Below are 16,187 nucleotides of genomic sequence, written 5' to 3' on the forward strand. Positions count from 1 at the left end.
CTTAAATATTACAACGATTGAGAAACCAACGATTTCTAAAAATCAAGTATTAGTAAAAGTCAAAACAGCGGGCGTAAATCCGCTAGATAATATGATTTCTAGAGGAGAAGTAAAACTCATTGTTCCGTACTCATTGCCGCAAACAGCTGGAAATGAAGTTGTCGGAATCGTCGAAGAAGTAGGAAGCGAAGTAACGGCATTCAAAACAGGAGACCGAGTATTTGGTAGACTTCCATTGGATGCCATTGGAGCTTTTGCTGAATATGTAGCGGTTGATAGCGACTCGTTGGCATTTGTTCCAGAGTACTTATCAGACGAAGAGGCAGCCGCAGTTCCGTTAACGGCTTTAACCATTATGCAAGCATTAGAATTAATGGGGGCAGAAGCAGGGAAGACCATCTTTATTTCTGGAGGTACAGGAGGAGTCGGTGGAATGGCTATTCCGATTGCAAAAGCAAAAGGTCTTACAGTGATTACAAATGGGGATGCATCGAATAAAGAACGCGTCTTATCCATTGGAGCAGACCGATTCATCGATTACAAAACAGAAGATTATACACAAACCGTTAGTGATGTCGATTACGTGTTAGATACTCTTGGCGGGGCAGAAACAGAAAAACAAATGTCGATTATGAAAAAAGGTGGGCATTTAGTATCGTTAAGAGCGATGCCAAACGGTACCTTTGCTAAAGAAATGAATCTACCAAAATGGAAACAATTCTTATTCAGATTGGCAGGTCGAAAATTTGATAAGATGGCTCAAAAATACGGAGTACATTATCATTTTATCTTCGTTCGTAGTAATGGAGCACAATTGCAAGAAGTCGCAGATATCTTTACAAAACTAGAAATTAAACCTTCCATTGATACAGTGTATCCGTTCGAAGAAGTAAATGCAGCACTTGATAAAGTGGCGAATGGTCGTTCACGCGGTAAAACAGTCTTAAAATTTTAAAAAGGGAACATAAAATGTCTTATATTACAACTAAAAATCAATTTGTAACAGTAGGTGGCAATCAAATTGCTTATCGTGAATTAAGTAAAGGGAAATCGGAATACCCATTAGTGATGCTTGTTCATTTGGCTGCCGTCCTCGATAATTGGGATCCAAAATTATTAGATTTAATTGCCGAGGAACATCATGTCATTGTAATGGATTTACCAGGTGTGGGAGCGAGTCAGGGGAAAGTAGCCGATACGATTCCAGGGATGGCTTCACAAACGATAGAAATTATCAAAGCATTAGGTCACGACAAAATCAATCTCTTAGGCTTGTCTATGGGAGGTATGATTGCTCAAGAAGTCGTTCGTTTAGAGGACAGTTTAGTGAACCGTCTTATTCTGGCAGGAACAGGCCCTCGTGGTGGCATAGAAATGGACAAAGTGACTGGGAAAACATTTAGATTTATGTTCAAAGGTGCGTTACACCGTGTGGATCCTAAACGATACATTTTCTATAATCATGATGAACAAGGCGGGATAGAAGCTACGAAGGTTCTTGGCCGTATGGGAATGCGTAAAAAAGAAGATTCTGATAAGGAAATGAATATCCCAGGGTTCCTTACACAATTAAAAGCGATTAAACGTTGGGGGAAAGATGCGCAAGATTCTCTTGCATTTATTACACAACCTACATTAATTGTGAATGGGGATAATGACTTACAAGTACCAACTGCAAATTCTTATGAAATGCACGAGAAAATTGCAGGCAGCAAATTGATTATTTATCCATATGCAGGTCACGGATCTATTTTCCAATATACTGAAGAATTCTCTAAAGAGCTATTAGCATTTTTAGCAGAGTAAAAAATTATAAAGAAACCTCGAAACGGAAATTCCGCTTCGAGGTTTTTGTGTTAAAGCTCCTCAATTAATGAGACAAGGTCCGCTCAAAAAAGAGTTTCTTAGAGGATGTTTTATTTTCTCAATTGGTGAGTGAGTTGGTAACTCGATTCTAAAATTTCGTTTTGACGTCGGTCGTCTTTTTGGAGAAGTCCAAGATACAACAAGTCGATTAAGAATAGGGAATCGTTTCGGCTAGTAATCGCAGCAGAACGAATAATATTCTCATGTCGAGGGACCTTTAAGCTATACGTGCTGAGGGAATCCAGTTGATTATTTCCTAAAGCGGTAATCGAAACGGTGGGAATTCCTCTAGAATTTGCAATTTCAAAGGCGCTCGTGACTTCTTTAGTTTGGGCCGAATAACTCACCCCAATGACGAGGTCGTCTGGTGTCGCGCTACCTAGGCTTGCTAATTGAATATGCGAATCCGTATGGTACAGGATGTTTTTACCAATCCGGCTTAATTTGAAATAAAGATCACTGCAAACCATTCCAGATGCCCCTACCCCAAAGGTATAAATTTTACGCGCATTCTTCATAAGATCAATGACTTTATCCAATACGATATCATCCACGAGTTCCAAAGTCATTTCATAGGAACGAGTGACCGTGCTAATTAATTTGGATTGAATCGTTTGGATGGAATCATCTTTTTCGATTTGCTCATCAATTGTTTGCGCATTTTTTTGCGCAAGGTTTACTTTGAAACGAGAATAAGAGCGGTATCCAATCTTTTTAATGTATTTACTAATAGAAGAAGGCGAAACGCCAATATGTTCTGCCAATGTATGAATGCTAGAAGAGAGTACAATCTCTGAATGCTCTGAAATAAAAGCTTCAATTTTTTTGTCAGTGACGGTTAAAAAGTTTTTCATAGTTAACTCCTTTCGCAGAAATAATGTTTCCAAAAATATTATACTGCAAGAAATATTTTTTTAAAAATATAAAGAAATTTCTAAAATTCTATTTCATTGATAACGCTTTTATGATAAAATGATTTCAGAAGGAAGTGGGAAGATGACAGATTTAATTAAGTTAGATACTGAAAAGAATAATCAGCGAACAATAGATATTGATATTTTATCAACACAAGAAATCCTTCAAAAAATCAATGATGAAGATCAAACTGTTGCTTCTATTGTTTCTAAAAGCATTCCCAAAATATCAGCTTTAGTAGACCAGATTGTTGAGCGTATGCAAAAAAGTGGACGTCTCTTCTATATTGGAGCTGGTACGTCGGGGAGACTGGGAGTATTAGATGCGGCGGAATGTCCTCCAACATATGGAGTAGATAAAGGTCTGGTTGTTGGGATTATGGCAGGTGGAGATAATGCGATGTTTATTGCCCAAGAGGGAGCGGAAGATTCTCTTGAGCTAGCTCGAGGAGATTTATCTCAGTATCAAATAAATGAAAATGATACAGTAATCGGTTTAGCCGCTAGTGGGCGAACACCTTATGTGATTGGGGGATTAAGTTATGCAAGAGAAATTGGGGCTCTAACTGGAGCTATCTCTTGTGTACAAAATGCAGAAATTTCTAAATTTGCAGATTACCCTATTGAGGCGGTTACAGGAGCAGAAGCGATTATGGGTTCTACACGAATGAAAGCTGGAACAGCTCAAAAATTAATTCTCAATATGATTTCAACGAGTGTCATGATTAAGCTCGGTAAAGTGTATAAAAATTATATGGTTGACTTAAAACCAACGAATAAGAAACTCGTCGTTCGTTCTAAAAATATGATTCGCACTTTAACAGGAGTAGATGATGAAATGGCAGAGAAGCTTTATGAAGAGAGTGGTCATAATGTAAAAAAAGCACTCATTATGGAAATAATGGAAGTTGATAGGCAGACCGCAGAAGAAGCTTTAATGAAGGGGAACGGGCATATCAAGCGCGCCATCCATATACTAGGAGGTGATATTTAATGCAAGATATGGAACTGATTATTTTTGAAATCATCAGTAATGGTGGAAATGCCAAAGCTTTAGTATATGAAGCGATGGAAGAATCTGAAAAAGGAAACTTTGAAGAGGCTAGAAAATTACTTGAAGAGGCTGATACTTTTTTAAATAAAGCACATCAAGTACAAACAGACTTAATTCAAAAAGAAGCTGCAGGTGAAAGAAATGAAGTTACAGTACTTTTTGTACATGCTCAAGATCATCTAATGACTTCGATAGAGGTTAGAACTCTAGCAGAAAACATCATTCGAATGAATGAAAGACTTTGGAAGTTAGAACATAAAGAGTAAGGAGAAAACGATGGTTAAATTCAGAAAATGGACCGTTAAGAATGTGGACCAAAAAAAGCAATATAAAACGGCGTTGGGAACCACAGATTATGATATTCCGATGTTTGGTTATAAGAGCGTGTTGCTGATTATCGCTAGTATCGTATTATCAATGTTTGTGATTCCGGCAATTTGCGATTGGCTTCATATTGACTTTAAATGGCCTTTTGTCATTTGTGGTGCTCTCATTGCAGGATTTTCGGTTTCATTTTCTCAATTCTTTGTAAATTCTAAAAAAGGCATTACTCAAGCCTTTTGGTGGGTTGGAGGAATTTGGAGCATCGTTATCGGAATTATTTATTATTTTATCGTAATGACCGGAGTAATTTTATAATGAGTGGAGGTGAAAGTGATGAAAATTTTATTAGTTTGTTCAGGGGGAATGTCTAGTGCTATTGTTGCAAAAGCATTGCAAGATGCTGGTACAAAAGAAGGATTGGATATACAAGTAGACGAATGTGGTACACAAGCTTTTGCTGATAAAGTAAAAGAAGATTATCAAATTTCTCTTGTAGCTCCTCAAATTCGTCATCGTTATGATGTATTGAAAGCAAGTGCAGATGAAGCAGGTGTTCCATGTTTACTCATTAAGCCACAAGGATACACTCCTCTAGGAGGACCAAAATTGCTTCAACAAATTAAAGAGGAATTAAAAATATAAAAAGGAAAGTGGAGATATTCTATGTTTGATAAAATCACAGAATTTATGGATACAAAGCTGTCGACACCGATGGCAAAATTAGCGGAACAACGCCATTTAAGAGCGATTCGTGATGGTATTATTGCAACTCTACCAATTATTGTTGTTGCATCAATGTTTTTAGTAATTGCCTTTCTTCCAAACTCAATGCCAAAGGATTGGGAAATTACACAATTTATTCAAGCTAACCAAGCTAAAATCTTATTACCTTACCGTGTTTCAATGTACATTATGACCCTTTACGCAGTGTTTGGAATTGGATATTCGCTAGCATCTTCTTATGATCTAGATGGATTATCTGGAGGTATTTTAGCAGAATTAGCTTACTTACTAACTATTATTCCTAAAGCAATTCCAGCTGCTTCAGCAGAAGTGAAAGCTTTAGCGGATTCAAGCGAACCTTTAAAAAATTATTTATCTTCATTGCCTTCGGGATTTGTCCTCCCAATGAGTAATCTGGGGTCCGCAGGGATGTTTATAGGGATTCTATCAGCCTTTATTGCCGTTGAAATTTATCGTTTCACTCAAAAGAGTGGATTCAAGATTTCAATGCCACCTCAAGTACCAGCGTCAGTTGCGCGTTCGTTTGAAGCTTTAACACCAACAGTCATTGTACTATTACTAATTTCAACAGTTACAATGTTTATTGGTATCGATGTTCATAAAATTGTAGGGAATATCGTTGCTCCATTAGTGCAAGCGACAGATTCGATCTTCTCAGTTATCGTAGTAATTTTCTTATCACAATTCTTCTGGTCATTTGGTATTCACGGTTGGTCAATTGTTGGATCTCTTGCGCGTCCATTATGGTTAGTATTGCTAGAAGAAAATACTACAGCGTTTGCGAATGGTTCTGCAATCCCTAATATTGCAGCTGAACCATTTTATCAATGGTTTGTAATGATCGGCGGTTCTGGGGCTACTATCGGATTAGCTATCTTACTAATCTGGCGCTCTAAATCTGCATATGGAAAATCTCTCGGTAAGACAGCATTTATTCCAGCAGTATGTAACATTAATGAGCCTTTAATCTTCGGTACACCAATTGTATTAAATCCACAATTAATCATTCCATTTATTTTAGCGCCATTAACAAATGGGGTAGTAACTTGGATTGCAATGTCTGCTGGATTAGTAAATAAAGTTGTAGCAAGTGCACCTTGGACACTTCCTGGACCAATTGGAGCATTCCTAGCTACGGGTAGTGATTGGAGAGCAATCGTATTAAACGTTGTATTAATCCTATTATCTATTCTAATTTACTATCCATTCTTTACAATGTACGACAAATCATTATTGGCTCAAGAGCAAGAGCAATAAAAATGAAACTTTGAGCCCTGTTCTAGTAGCAGGGCTTTTCTATATTAAATTTTAAGGAGAAAATGAATGAGAAGATTAGGAGTATCTATATATCCGGAAAAAAGTACGGTAGAAGAAATCAAGAACTATCTTGAAGAAACAAGTCGTTTAGGCTTTTCTAGAGTTTTCTCTTGTCTATTATCAGTGAATAAGCCTGCAGAAGAAATCAAAAAAGAATTTACCGAAATAAATACTTTTGCTCATGAACTAGGTTTTGAAGTAATTGTAGATGTTTCTCCACGTGTATTTGGAGAGTTAAATATTTCGTATAAGGATTTATCGTTCTTTAAAGAAATTGGAGCGGATGGAATTCGGTTAGATGCTGGCTTTTCAGGATTAGAAGAATCGATTATGACCTATAATCCAGAAAATTTAATTATCGAAATCAATATGAGCAATAATGTTCATACTATTGATACCATCATGGATTATAGACCTAATAAATATAAATTATATGGGTGTCATAATTTTTATCCCCATCGCTATTCCGGTTTAAATTTAGATTTCTATAAAGAATGTACAAAGCGTTTTAACAAGTATGGATTAAAAACCGCAGCATTTGTCACCTCACATGATAAAGGGGCGTTTGGACCTTGGCCAACTACAGAAGGATTACCAACGCTAGAATTACATCGTGAGTTGCCATTAGATGTTCAAATTAAACACCACATTGCAATGGAATTAGTGGATGATATTCTCATTTCTAACTGCTATCCAACGAAAGAAGAATTGTCTCGCATAGATGGACTAGATTTGGATGTAGTGACTTTTGATGTTGAATTAGTAGAAGGCATTCCTGAGATAGAAAAGAAAATTGTATTAGAGGAATTTCATTTCAATAGGGGAGATCAAAATGATTGTTTCATTCGTTCGACACAAAGTCGAGTGAAATACAAAGGACATTCCTTTAAAGTATTTCATGTCCCTAGTCAAATTAAGAGAGGCGATATTTTAATCGAAAGTAGCGAATATGGTCATTACGCAGGAGAATTGCAAATCGCCTTGAAGGATATGGAAAATTCAGGTAAGACCAATGTTGTCGGGAAAGTAGTGGATATTGAACACTTTATTTTAGATGAAATGAAACCTTGGCAGAAATTTAAATTTAGACTTAAATAAGTAGAATGGAGAAAAAAATGAAGATACTATGGGGCGGAGCAACAGCAGCTAGTCAATATGAGGGCGGATTTACTCCGGCAAAAGGTCTAGATACACAAGATTGTAGACCTTATTTACCTCGTACTTCGAATGCCACAGAAGAAACACGATTATTAACAAAAGAAAAAATAGAAGAAGCTAAAAATAAAGCCTCTAAACAATACTATCCTTTTAGAAATGGAACAAAAGGGTTTGAACATCTAGAAGAGGATATAGAATATTTAGCCGAATTAGGGTTAGACTTATATAGATTTTCGATTAGCTGGTCAAGACTTTTTCCTAAAGGAATCGAAGAAGAACCTTCCCAAGAAGGAGTTGCCTATTATGATAAAGTGTTCCAGTTGTTAGCAGAGAAAAAAATCAAGATTTTTCTAACATTAAACCACTATGCGATGCCTATTTATTTAGTAGAGCAATATGGAGGATGGAAAGGAAGAGAATGTATTGATCATTTTCTTCATTTCGCAACCTTCGTATTTGAGAGGTGGGGACATTTAGTCGAATATTGGCTACCATTTAATGAAATCAACGCAGGGTATTTTAGTCCTTATAATGGGGTTGGTTTATTAAAAGGAGAGAATGGATATCAACTGTCCGATGTATTCCAGGCGTTACATCATCAGTTTGTAGCCAGTGCCAAAACCATCCAGCTAGCCAGAAAGATGAACTTACCAGGTCGTTTTGGTTCCATGATTGCTTGCTTCTGCTATTATCCGTTAACGAGTAAACCTGAGGATAATTTGAAATTGGTGTTTGAAGAACAAATGAATCAGTGGTACTGCATGGATATTTTATCAAAAGGTGAGTATCCCTATTACGCAGAAACATTTTTCAAAAACAAAAATATAGATCTACAAATTACAGAAGAAGATAGAAAATTATTAAAAGAAAATACATGTGATTTTGTATCTATTTCGTTTTATACTTCCTCAGTAATTACCGTAGATGAAGCAGATAAAACTGCTGGGAACTTAGTGGTGTCTACTAAAAATCCATATTTGAAAGCAAGTGAATGGGGTTGGCAAATAGATCCTGTAGGATTAAGAACATCCCTTCACCGGGTTTATGAACGATATGGTAAACCTGTTATTGTGTCTGAAAATGGGTTAGGCGCGCGCGACGTATTAACGGAAAATTATCAAATTCATGATGATTATCGCATTGAGTATATGAAATCGTATTACGAGCAAGCTCAATTAGCGCTTGAGGATGGAGTACCTCTTGAAGCGTTTATTGCTTGGGGGATTGTGGATATTGTTTCAGCAGGTAGTTGTGAAATGGATAAACGTTATGGCGTGATATATGTGGATGCGGACAATCACGGAAATGGTAGCTATGCAAGATATAAAAAAGATAGTTTCTATTGGTATAAAGAGTTCATTAAGAATTACAAAAAAGAAAATAGTAATTAACTGTAGAGTGTATGATTATAAAGAATAAGGAATAAAGTTCGTAGTATCTAGAAGATGACCATAAAAACAAAAAGTATTAAAGAGAGTGTGTATCATGAGTGTGTTGTATAAAATTAAAAGCTCAATGAGTGCTTTTACAGAAACCGATCGTTCGATTGCAGAGTTTGTTTTTGCCAATAGACAAGTTGTTCTAGAGTCTAATGCCAAAGAATTAGGTGACATGACGAAAACATCAGCAGCCGCATGGGTACGATTCTCTAAAAAGATGGGGTATAAAGGCTTACCTGCATTTAAAGTAGCTCTTGCCAAAGAAACTCAATTGTATACAAACGAAGATGATATTGAAACCTTTTTAAACCCTCAAGATTCCTTAATGGGATTGCTTCAAAAAACGGAAAATATGTTAACACAAAATATAAGAGAAACTTTTTCTTTACTCGATTATCATGCACTAGAAAAAGCTATCGAGTTTATCCATGAAGCTAGAACTGTCTTCTTGTTAGGTGTAGGAGGAAGCAGTATTGTTTGTTTGGATTTCTATCATAAAATGACTCGCATTCACCAAAATATCATGTACGATCGAGACTTGCATACTTTAATGCCTCGTATTGCGCAGTTAGATAAGAACGATGTTGTTATTGTGATTAGTTATAATGGTGAAACGGAATCGGTTAATTCCATTGCAAAAGTTGCTAAAACAATGGGAGCCAGAATTGTTGGAGTGACAAAGTATAATCTAAAATCAACACTTTCGACATTATCAGATATTCGACTGTTTGTTCCTGTAGAAGAAAAAGAGATTCGCTTAGGATCGATTACTTCTAGGAACAGTTTATTAACGATTACAGATTTATTGTATTACGGAATTGCAAAGACAGATTTTAATGTGACGAAAGAGTTGTTGGTTCGAACAAGACAATTTATTAAGGAGGTTCAATAATGCTTGCAGTAGGCTTAATGTCTGGAACGTCCTTAGATGGTGTGGATACCGTTCTTTGTGAAATAAGCGGTCAAGATGAGTCCACTAGAGTAAAACAATTATATTTTAAAACATATGATATCCCAGAAAGTGTAAGAACAAAAATAAGAAAATGCTGTAGCAGAGAATTAATTCCGGTAGATTTAATTTGTTCGTTGAATTTTGAATTGGGATATCTTTTCGCAGATGCAGTAAAGAGCCTATGTCAAGATGCAAATGTGAAGTTGGAAGATCTTTCTTTCATAGCAAGTCATGGACAAACGATTTTCCATATTCCAAAAGCCTATGACGATTATGTGCCTAGTACCTTACAAATTGGAGAGGCAGCGATTATTGCGAATGAATGCAAAACTAAAGTTATTTCCAATTTTAGAGTCATGGATATGGCTGTCGGTGGTGAAGGGGCCCCATTAGTACCTTATAGTGAGACTTTATTATACAGTGAAGAAGATCAGGCGGTTGCTTTGCAAAATATTGGAGGCATTGGAAATGTAACTGTTCTTCCCAAAAAAGGGGACACTAAAAAAGTCATCGCTTTTGATACAGGACCAGGAAATATGATGATTGACGAAGCCGTACGAACTTTTTACGGCAAAAAATATGATACGGATGGCTATTATGCACGACAAGGAAATCTGATTCCATCGTTAGCAGAAGAATTAAAGGAACATCCTTATTTCAATTTGGAGATTCCAAAAACAACGGGTAGAGAGATGTTCGGAGAGCATTTTACTAAATCTATTCTTGAAAAATATCATTTCTGTGACCCAAATGATTTGATTCATACATTTACCTGGTTTACTGCCTACGCGATTGCCTATCATTATAAAAAATATTTAATTTCTGAATATGGTTTAAAGAAATGCATTATTGGTGGTGGCGGAGCCTATAATTCTTATTTACTAGAACTTATCAGAAATGAGATGCCGGAAGTAACGGTAATGACACAGGAAGAGCATGGTTTTTCTTCTGAAGCAAAAGAGGCTTTAGCGTTTGTGATTCTTGGGAATCAGACTTACCATAGAAGACCTTCTAATGTTCCTTCTGCAACTGGAGCGAAGAAGAGTGTTATTTTAGGGCAAATCACGTACCCTACTCTATAAATAAAAAACGATTGTGAAGGTGAGAGAAATCTCACCTTCACAATCGTTTTTTGTTTACAAATAGAACACACTCTCGGTAGCAGGACGAGAAGGAATTATTTGGAGTTCTTTATGATAGGTGTGCAATACTGAAATACAACTGTTGAGGATAGGCACATTGTTTTTGATGACGCTTCCCTCGAAAGCAACTGGAATAATGCTGTCATTATTGCAAGATAATAAAGTATTTGCAATATCTTTTCCAGCCTGCTCCGCAAGGGTATGTAAAAAGTAATTGCCATCAAAAGTAGAACAGAAGGTGGCGAGTTTTGCGACTTCTGTTTTAGGTTTTGAGTACACAGTTTGTATAATGGAAGTTCGGTCAGGGAATCGCTCTTCTAGAGTGGGAATCAGTTCGTTAAAGTCTAAAGGAGATTCTGCAAAATCAAGATAATGAATATAGGCAGTTAAAATTTTCTTACCAATCCAATAGCCGCTACCTTCATCCCCTAAAATATGCCCCCAACCGCCTTTTTGAATAAACTCTCCATTCTTTCGTGAAAGAAGAGAAGAACCCGTTCCGGCAATGAATAAATTTCCATCCTGATTCTCAAAAGTTGCGATATGACTCATTTTTAAATCGGAATCTACGATAAATTTGCAAGAAATTTTTTCTCTAAAAGCGCAGGTCAGCTCTTGAATTACTGTACCTGCTCCAGCCATTCCAATCGATATTATCGAAATATCCACGTAGTCGAGCTTGTTTTGAGAGAGTAAGTATTCAATGACTTGCAAAACATTAGATACAGCGAGTTCAAAGTTCACAATGGGATTACCCATCTCTCCAATTAATTCATCAATGATTTTATTATCTTTATATAACACACCTTTGGTTTTTGTTCCTCCAGCATCTATGCCAATTTTCATAATAATGGTCCTCTCAAGTTTTATCTGTCTAGTCAATGTGGGCATTTTTAGGGACGTTTACTTCCGTAATTGGTGAGTAAATTTATAACTGGTTTCTAAAATATCGTTTTGAAGACTATCTTCCTTTTGAAGAAGCCCTAAATAGAGTAAGTCCACTAAAAATAATGAATCGTTTCGGCTAGTGATAGCGGCAGAACGAATCGTATTTTCGTGTCGGGGTATTTTTAAGCAATAAGTACTTAAAGAATCTAATTGTGTATTTCCAAGTCCTGTTATAGAAACTGTTGGAATCCCACGTTCTTTGCCAATCACAAACGCGGTACCAACTTCTTTTGTTTTTGCAGAGTAACTCACACCGATGATAAGGTCTTCTTTAGTGGCACTACTAAGGCTTGCGAGTTGAGTATGGGAGTCAGTATGATAGATAATATTTTTCCCAATTCTACTTAGTTTAAAATATAAATCATTACAGACCATTCCAGAAGCCCCCACGCCAAATGCATATATTTTTTCTGCATCTTTCATCAGACGAATGACATGGTCTAACACCGAGTCGTCGACAAGTTCTAAAGTCATTTCATAGGAACGAGTCACGGTGCTAAAAAGTTTTGATTGAATGGTTTTAATAGAGTCGTCTTTTTCGATTTGTTCGTCAATGGTTTTAGTATTTTTCTGAGCGAGATGTACTTTAAACCGTGAATATGAGCGGTAGCCAATTTTCTTAATAAACTTACTAATGGCTGACGGGGAAACACCAATTTGTTCAGATAAGGTATGAATGCTAGATGAGAGTACGGTATCTGAATGTTGTGCAATGAACGATTCGATTTTTTTGTCTGTAGCTGTTAAATAGTTCTTCATACAATCTCCCGCTCTCTGAAACTTTATTTCCAATTCAATTATATAGTATTGAAATAAAATTTACAACGATGTATAATAACTTTTAGAAAACGATTTCAATTCTGATTTTAGTGGAATTTTAAGGAGGAGGTGGAGAAAATGGATGACATTTCCAAGTTGATGACAGAACAAGTAAATGACAGAAGTGTGGATATTGAAACACAATCGATCGGTCAGATTTTACATTATATAAATGATGAGAATAGGACCGTTACAGATGCGATTGAACGATGCATTTCTTCGATTGAAAAAGTAACTGAAGCAGTCGTACAAGCGTTTGAGAAAGGAGGTCGATTGATTTATCTTGGTGCGGGAACTTCTGGAAGACTCGGTGTTTTGGATGCAAGTGAGTGTCCACCAACCTTTGGTGTTTCACCGGATATGGTAGTTGGCGTTATAGCAGGTGGAGATTATGCTCTTCGTCATGCAATAGAAGGAGCTGAAGATGATGAAACCATTGCGCAAGAACAGTTGAAAGAGCTTGGTCTAGTCAAAGAAGATGTCGTCGTTGGAATTAGTGCAAGTGGGCGAACACCATATGTTGTGGCAGGATTAAGCTACGCAAAAGAGGTGGGGTGTTATACGGGAGCAATTTCCAATTCTCCTAATGCCGTGATTTCCAAGGTAGCTGATATCGGTATTGAGGCCATTACTGGTCCAGAAGTAGTCACAGGATCGACTCGAATGAAGGCAGGAACTGCTCAAAAACTCATTCTAAATATGATTACTACAGCTGCAATGATTCGAGTAGGAAAGATTTTTAAAGGATATATGGTAGATGTACAGCCAACAAATCAAAAGTTGAAACAACGAGCAACCAATATTCTAGCTAAGGTAACTAACTTGTCCCAAGAGGAAGCCAGAAAGGTTCTTGAGGACAATCATTTTGATTTAAAAGTGGCTATTATTTCTCAATTACATCATATTTCAGCAGAAGAAGCAGAACAATTGCTTCGAGAGAATCAAATGAATATTGTTAAAGTAATGCAAAATAAGGAGGCTTAATAAAATGGATGCAAAAAAAGTAGCAAGTGAAATTTTAAGTAAAGTCGGACAGAAGGAGAATGTGGTTAGCAATGCAACGTGTATGACACGTTTACGTCTGACAGTAGCAGATACATCAAAAGTGGATATAGCTGGATTAAAAGATGTAGATTCAGTATTAGGAGTTGTTGAACGTGAACAAGGTGTTCAAATCGTTTTAGGACCAGGTAAAGTGACTGAAGTAGGTCGTGAATTTGCTGAATTGACAGGAATTGATTTAGGTAGTGTGGATGAAATTAATGCAGCAGATTTAGCGAAGGAAAACAAAAAAGAAAATAAGGCCGCACATAGGGGCCCTATTCAACGATTCTTGGAACATATTGCTAATATTTTCGTACCATTATTACCAGGGATTATTGCTGCTGGGTTAATTAATGGTATTTCAAATGTTATTAACGTAACTACACACAATGCTTATAACTTTGAATGGTGGTACCAAGCCATTCGTACAATGGGTTGGGGACTATTTACGTTCTTACCTTTATATGTAGGGTATAATGCCGCTCGTGAATTCAAAGGAACTCCAATTCTTGGGGCAATTGCAGGGAGTATGTCTCTAGGGATTTCAACCATGCCACTTCTATTGAAATCAGATGCTGGCCAAGTATTAATGCCGTTTACAGGTAAAGCATTTAATCCAGGTGCTGGTGGTCTATTAGCTGCATTAATGATGGGGATTTTGGTAGCTTATTTAGAACGTGCCGTTGATAAAGTAATACCACAAATGTTGAAAACATTCTTAACACCATTATTAACACTAATCATTGGTGCATTCTTATCAGTATTAATCATCCAACCTGCTGGTGCTGCGTTAACTCAGGGTATTTACACAGTATTAAACTTCGTATATGAACAATTAGGAGTCCTTGGTGGGTACATCTTAGCTGCTGGATTCTTGCCAATCGTATCTGTTGGTCTACACCAAGCATTAACTCCAATCCATGTTCTATTAAACGATCCAAACGGACCAAGTGCTGGTATCAACTATCTATTACCAATCTTAATGATGGCCGGCGGTGGTCAAGTCGGTGCAGGTTTAGCATTATACTTGAAGACTAAGAACAAAAAATTAAAACAATTAACAAGAGACTCATTACCAGTTGGAATCTTAGGTATTGGGGAACCGATGATGTACGCTGTAACCCTTCCTTTAGGGAAACCCTTTTTAACAGCCTGCTTAGGATCTGGTGTCGGTGGTGTATTAGCAGTTCTATTCCACTTAGGTACGGTATCTCAAGGGGTTTCAGGGTTATTCGGTGCTTTAATCATGGTGCCGGGAACTCAAGCACTCTTCTTAACGGCGATGGTGGGAGCTTACATCGGTGGATTTGTCATCACATGGTTCTTCGGTGTAGATGAAGATCGTATTAACGAAGTATATGGAAACAAATAGAGCAAACATTTCTTTTGGGCGCTCCATTTATATCAATCTTGGTGAACAAGTCGTTACACAAGTATTAGAAGAAATGAAAGCCGCGCGTCAAACCGTGGCTTTCACTTCTTTTCAGTTACCAGAACATCCGCTAGAAATAGCAGATATGACACGTCTAGTGGAACTTGCTCGTTCATATGAAGTGGATTTAATCCCAGACATCGCCCATAAAGATCTTACAAAAGAAAATATTGCGGCTCTGAAAAATGCAGAGCTTTCGTACTTACGTCTGGACGAATTTGGGGACGAAGCGTTTATCGAACGTTGTGGCAAGGCGTTTACGCTTGTAGTAAATGCTTCAACGTTTACAAATCGAGAATACCAATTGTTGGAGCGACTAGGATTTGCTAAGCAAATCATTGCTTGCCACAATTATTATCCCAAAGTATATTCAGGAATTTCGCTTGAGAAATTCACGGCGATTAACCAAAAATTGCAGGCGCTTGGGGTCAAAGTGCTCGCGTTTATTCCAGGAGACGAACCTTTAAGAGCTCCGCTTCATGAAGGATTGCCTACTGTGGAAACACATCGTACTTTGGATACGCGTCTTGCCATTTGTGAACTCATTCGTGCGCATACGGATATGATTTTGGTTGGTGATACATTTATTCAGGAGTCAACACAAAAAGTCATGAAGGAATTCCAAGAAGGATTTGTGTCATTAAAGGCACAAGTGCCAGTTGAACTAACAGGGAAAGTGCTTCATGACCGTATTGATGCGAGTGATTTTGTTTACCGCGTACTCGGTACTCGCGGATGGGCTTTGCTTGACGGAGAAGTTTCTACAACAACTCGAACCATTGGAGAAATCAATCAAGCGAATGCGGGTTACGGACGTTACCAAGGAGAAATAGAAATTACTAAAGAAAATTTGCCATCAGATGCGCGTCAAAACGTTATCGGTCATTTGCTACCATCTGAGATTTCTGTATTTAAAGCTTTGCCTGAAGAAATTGGCATTCGATTAGAAGTAGAATAATAAAATAGCATCCATCCTACATTGTACTGACCCCAAAAAGTTAGACAATTAATTTAAGCAAAGGATTTAGTTCTGT

The 16,187-nt window shown here is 37.1% G+C and carries 17 protein-coding genes; 14 read left to right on the forward strand and 3 right to left on the reverse strand.

Annotation, left to right across the window (positions count from 1 at the left end; all coding sequences use genetic code 11):
• Nucleotides 1-955: NADP-dependent oxidoreductase (locus Q0594_RS00170; RefSeq protein ID WP_298729011.1), on the forward strand; the 955-nt coding region annotated here is incomplete at its 5' end.
• A 14-nt stretch (nt 956-969) separates the two neighbouring features.
• A complete protein-coding gene (locus tag Q0594_RS00175) occupies nt 970-1,806 on the forward strand; it encodes an alpha/beta hydrolase (protein WP_298729012.1) in 837 nt (278 codons plus the stop codon).
• Between the two features lie 110 nt (nt 1,807-1,916).
• On the opposite strand, the gene Q0594_RS00180 is transcribed toward Q0594_RS00175, so the two are convergent.
• A complete protein-coding gene (locus Q0594_RS00180; RefSeq protein WP_298729013.1) occupies nt 1,917-2,720 on the reverse strand; it encodes a MurR/RpiR family transcriptional regulator in 804 nt (267 codons plus the stop codon).
• Nucleotides 2,721-2,862: 142 nt separating this feature from the next.
• On the opposite strand from Q0594_RS00180, the gene murQ (Q0594_RS00185) reads away from it, so the two are divergent.
• The 9 genes from murQ (Q0594_RS00185) (at nt 2,863) to anmK (ending at nt 10,850) form a co-directional block, all read left to right on the forward strand.
• Nucleotides 2,863-3,774 (forward strand): N-acetylmuramic acid 6-phosphate etherase, encoded by a 912-nt coding sequence (gene murQ / locus Q0594_RS00185; RefSeq protein ID WP_298729014.1) that lies wholly within the window; start codon nt 2,863-2,865, stop codon nt 3,772-3,774.
• Nucleotides 3,774-4,100, forward strand: coding sequence for a PTS lactose/cellobiose transporter subunit IIA (locus Q0594_RS00190; protein WP_204702699.1), 327 nt, complete (start codon nt 3,774-3,776; stop codon nt 4,098-4,100). Before murQ (Q0594_RS00185) ends, Q0594_RS00190 begins: the two co-directional genes overlap by 1 nt.
• A gap of 10 nt (nt 4,101-4,110) precedes the next feature.
• The gene (locus Q0594_RS00195; RefSeq protein ID WP_298729015.1) at nt 4,111-4,473 is read left to right on the forward strand and encodes a hypothetical protein; all 363 of its coding nucleotides are present in this window, start codon (nt 4,111-4,113) and stop codon (nt 4,471-4,473) included.
• An 18-nt stretch (nt 4,474-4,491) separates the two neighbouring features.
• Nucleotides 4,492-4,800: a PTS sugar transporter subunit IIB gene (locus Q0594_RS00200; protein ID WP_298729016.1), complete on the forward strand. Its 309-nt coding sequence runs from the start codon at nt 4,492-4,494 to the stop codon at nt 4,798-4,800.
• 21 nt (nt 4,801-4,821) lie between these two features.
• A complete protein-coding gene (locus tag Q0594_RS00205) occupies nt 4,822-6,159 on the forward strand; it encodes a PTS sugar transporter subunit IIC (protein ID WP_298729017.1) in 1,338 nt (445 codons plus the stop codon).
• Between the two features lie 66 nt (nt 6,160-6,225).
• A complete protein-coding gene (locus tag Q0594_RS00210; RefSeq protein WP_298729018.1) occupies nt 6,226-7,317 on the forward strand; it encodes a MupG family TIM beta-alpha barrel fold protein in 1,092 nt (363 codons plus the stop codon).
• A gap of 17 nt (nt 7,318-7,334) precedes the next feature.
• Nucleotides 7,335-8,768 (forward strand): glycoside hydrolase family 1 protein, encoded by a 1,434-nt coding sequence (locus Q0594_RS00215; RefSeq protein ID WP_298729019.1) that lies wholly within the window; start codon nt 7,335-7,337, stop codon nt 8,766-8,768.
• A gap of 94 nt (nt 8,769-8,862) precedes the next feature.
• Nucleotides 8,863-9,708 (forward strand): MurR/RpiR family transcriptional regulator, encoded by an 846-nt coding sequence (locus Q0594_RS00220; protein ID WP_298729020.1) that lies wholly within the window; start codon nt 8,863-8,865, stop codon nt 9,706-9,708.
• The gene (anmK, locus tag Q0594_RS00225) at nt 9,708-10,850 is read left to right on the forward strand and encodes an anhydro-N-acetylmuramic acid kinase AnmK (protein WP_298729021.1); all 1,143 of its coding nucleotides are present in this window, start codon (nt 9,708-9,710) and stop codon (nt 10,848-10,850) included. Before Q0594_RS00220 ends, anmK begins: the two co-directional genes overlap by 1 nt.
• A 54-nt stretch (nt 10,851-10,904) precedes the next feature.
• Here the strand turns inward: anmK and Q0594_RS00230 are convergent, their stop codons facing one another.
• Together Q0594_RS00230 and Q0594_RS00235 are read right to left on the reverse strand one after the other, a co-directional pair.
• Nucleotides 10,905-11,756, reverse strand: coding sequence for a BadF/BadG/BcrA/BcrD ATPase family protein (locus Q0594_RS00230; RefSeq protein WP_298729022.1), 852 nt, complete (start codon nt 11,754-11,756; stop codon nt 10,905-10,907).
• 57 nt (nt 11,757-11,813) lie between these two features.
• Nucleotides 11,814-12,617, reverse strand: coding sequence for a MurR/RpiR family transcriptional regulator (locus Q0594_RS00235; protein WP_298729023.1), 804 nt, complete (start codon nt 12,615-12,617; stop codon nt 11,814-11,816).
• A 138-nt stretch (nt 12,618-12,755) separates the two neighbouring features.
• On the opposite strand from Q0594_RS00235, the gene murQ (Q0594_RS00240) reads away from it, so the two are divergent.
• Genes murQ (Q0594_RS00240) through Q0594_RS00250 form a run of 3 tightly spaced genes read left to right on the forward strand, consistent with a single transcriptional unit; the run spans nt 12,756 to nt 16,111 of the window.
• A complete protein-coding gene (murQ, locus tag Q0594_RS00240; RefSeq protein WP_298729024.1) occupies nt 12,756-13,661 on the forward strand; it encodes an N-acetylmuramic acid 6-phosphate etherase in 906 nt (301 codons plus the stop codon).
• Between the two features lie 4 nt (nt 13,662-13,665).
• On the forward strand, nt 13,666-15,093 hold the full coding sequence (locus Q0594_RS00245) for a PTS transporter subunit EIIC (protein WP_298729025.1): 1,428 nt from the start codon (nt 13,666-13,668) through the stop codon (nt 15,091-15,093).
• Nucleotides 15,056-16,111, forward strand: coding sequence for a MupG family TIM beta-alpha barrel fold protein (locus Q0594_RS00250; RefSeq protein WP_298729026.1), 1,056 nt, complete (start codon nt 15,056-15,058; stop codon nt 16,109-16,111). Before Q0594_RS00245 ends, Q0594_RS00250 begins: the two co-directional genes overlap by 38 nt.
• The last annotated feature ends 76 nt before the right edge of the window (nt 16,112-16,187 follow it).

Source organism: uncultured Granulicatella sp. (assembly GCF_938030755.1).
Taxonomy (GTDB): domain Bacteria; phylum Bacillota; class Bacilli; order Lactobacillales; family Aerococcaceae; genus Granulicatella.

Bases quoted from the DNA above. Each gene is read 5' to 3' on its own strand.
- Q0594_RS00235 (WP_298729023.1), bottom strand. From the start codon at position 12,617: ATGAAGAACTATTTAACAGCTACAGACAAAAAAATCGAATCGTTCATT.
- murQ (WP_298729014.1), top strand. From the start codon at position 2,863: ATGACAGATTTAATTAAGTTAGATACTGAAAAGAATAATCAGCGAACA.
- Q0594_RS00180 (WP_298729013.1), bottom strand. From the start codon at position 2,720: ATGAAAAACTTTTTAACCGTCACTGACAAAAAAATTGAAGCTTTTATT.
- Q0594_RS00245 (WP_298729025.1), top strand. From the start codon at position 13,666: ATGGATGCAAAAAAAGTAGCAAGTGAAATTTTAAGTAAAGTCGGACAG.
- Q0594_RS00195 (WP_298729015.1), top strand. From the start codon at position 4,111: ATGGTTAAATTCAGAAAATGGACCGTTAAGAATGTGGACCAAAAAAAG.
- anmK (WP_298729021.1), top strand. From the start codon at position 9,708: ATGCTTGCAGTAGGCTTAATGTCTGGAACGTCCTTAGATGGTGTGGAT.
- Q0594_RS00190 (WP_204702699.1), top strand. From the start codon at position 3,774: ATGCAAGATATGGAACTGATTATTTTTGAAATCATCAGTAATGGTGGA.
- Q0594_RS00220 (WP_298729020.1), top strand. From the start codon at position 8,863: ATGAGTGTGTTGTATAAAATTAAAAGCTCAATGAGTGCTTTTACAGAA.
- Q0594_RS00250 (WP_298729026.1), top strand. From the start codon at position 15,056: ATGAAGATCGTATTAACGAAGTATATGGAAACAAATAGAGCAAACATT.
- Q0594_RS00230 (WP_298729022.1), bottom strand. From the start codon at position 11,756: ATGAAAATTGGCATAGATGCTGGAGGAACAAAAACCAAAGGTGTGTTA.
- Q0594_RS00205 (WP_298729017.1), top strand. From the start codon at position 4,822: ATGTTTGATAAAATCACAGAATTTATGGATACAAAGCTGTCGACACCG.
- Q0594_RS00200 (WP_298729016.1), top strand. From the start codon at position 4,492: ATGAAAATTTTATTAGTTTGTTCAGGGGGAATGTCTAGTGCTATTGTT.
- murQ (WP_298729024.1), top strand. From the start codon at position 12,756: ATGGATGACATTTCCAAGTTGATGACAGAACAAGTAAATGACAGAAGT.
- Q0594_RS00210 (WP_298729018.1), top strand. From the start codon at position 6,226: ATGAGAAGATTAGGAGTATCTATATATCCGGAAAAAAGTACGGTAGAA.
- Q0594_RS00215 (WP_298729019.1), top strand. From the start codon at position 7,335: ATGAAGATACTATGGGGCGGAGCAACAGCAGCTAGTCAATATGAGGGC.
- Q0594_RS00175 (WP_298729012.1), top strand. From the start codon at position 970: ATGTCTTATATTACAACTAAAAATCAATTTGTAACAGTAGGTGGCAAT.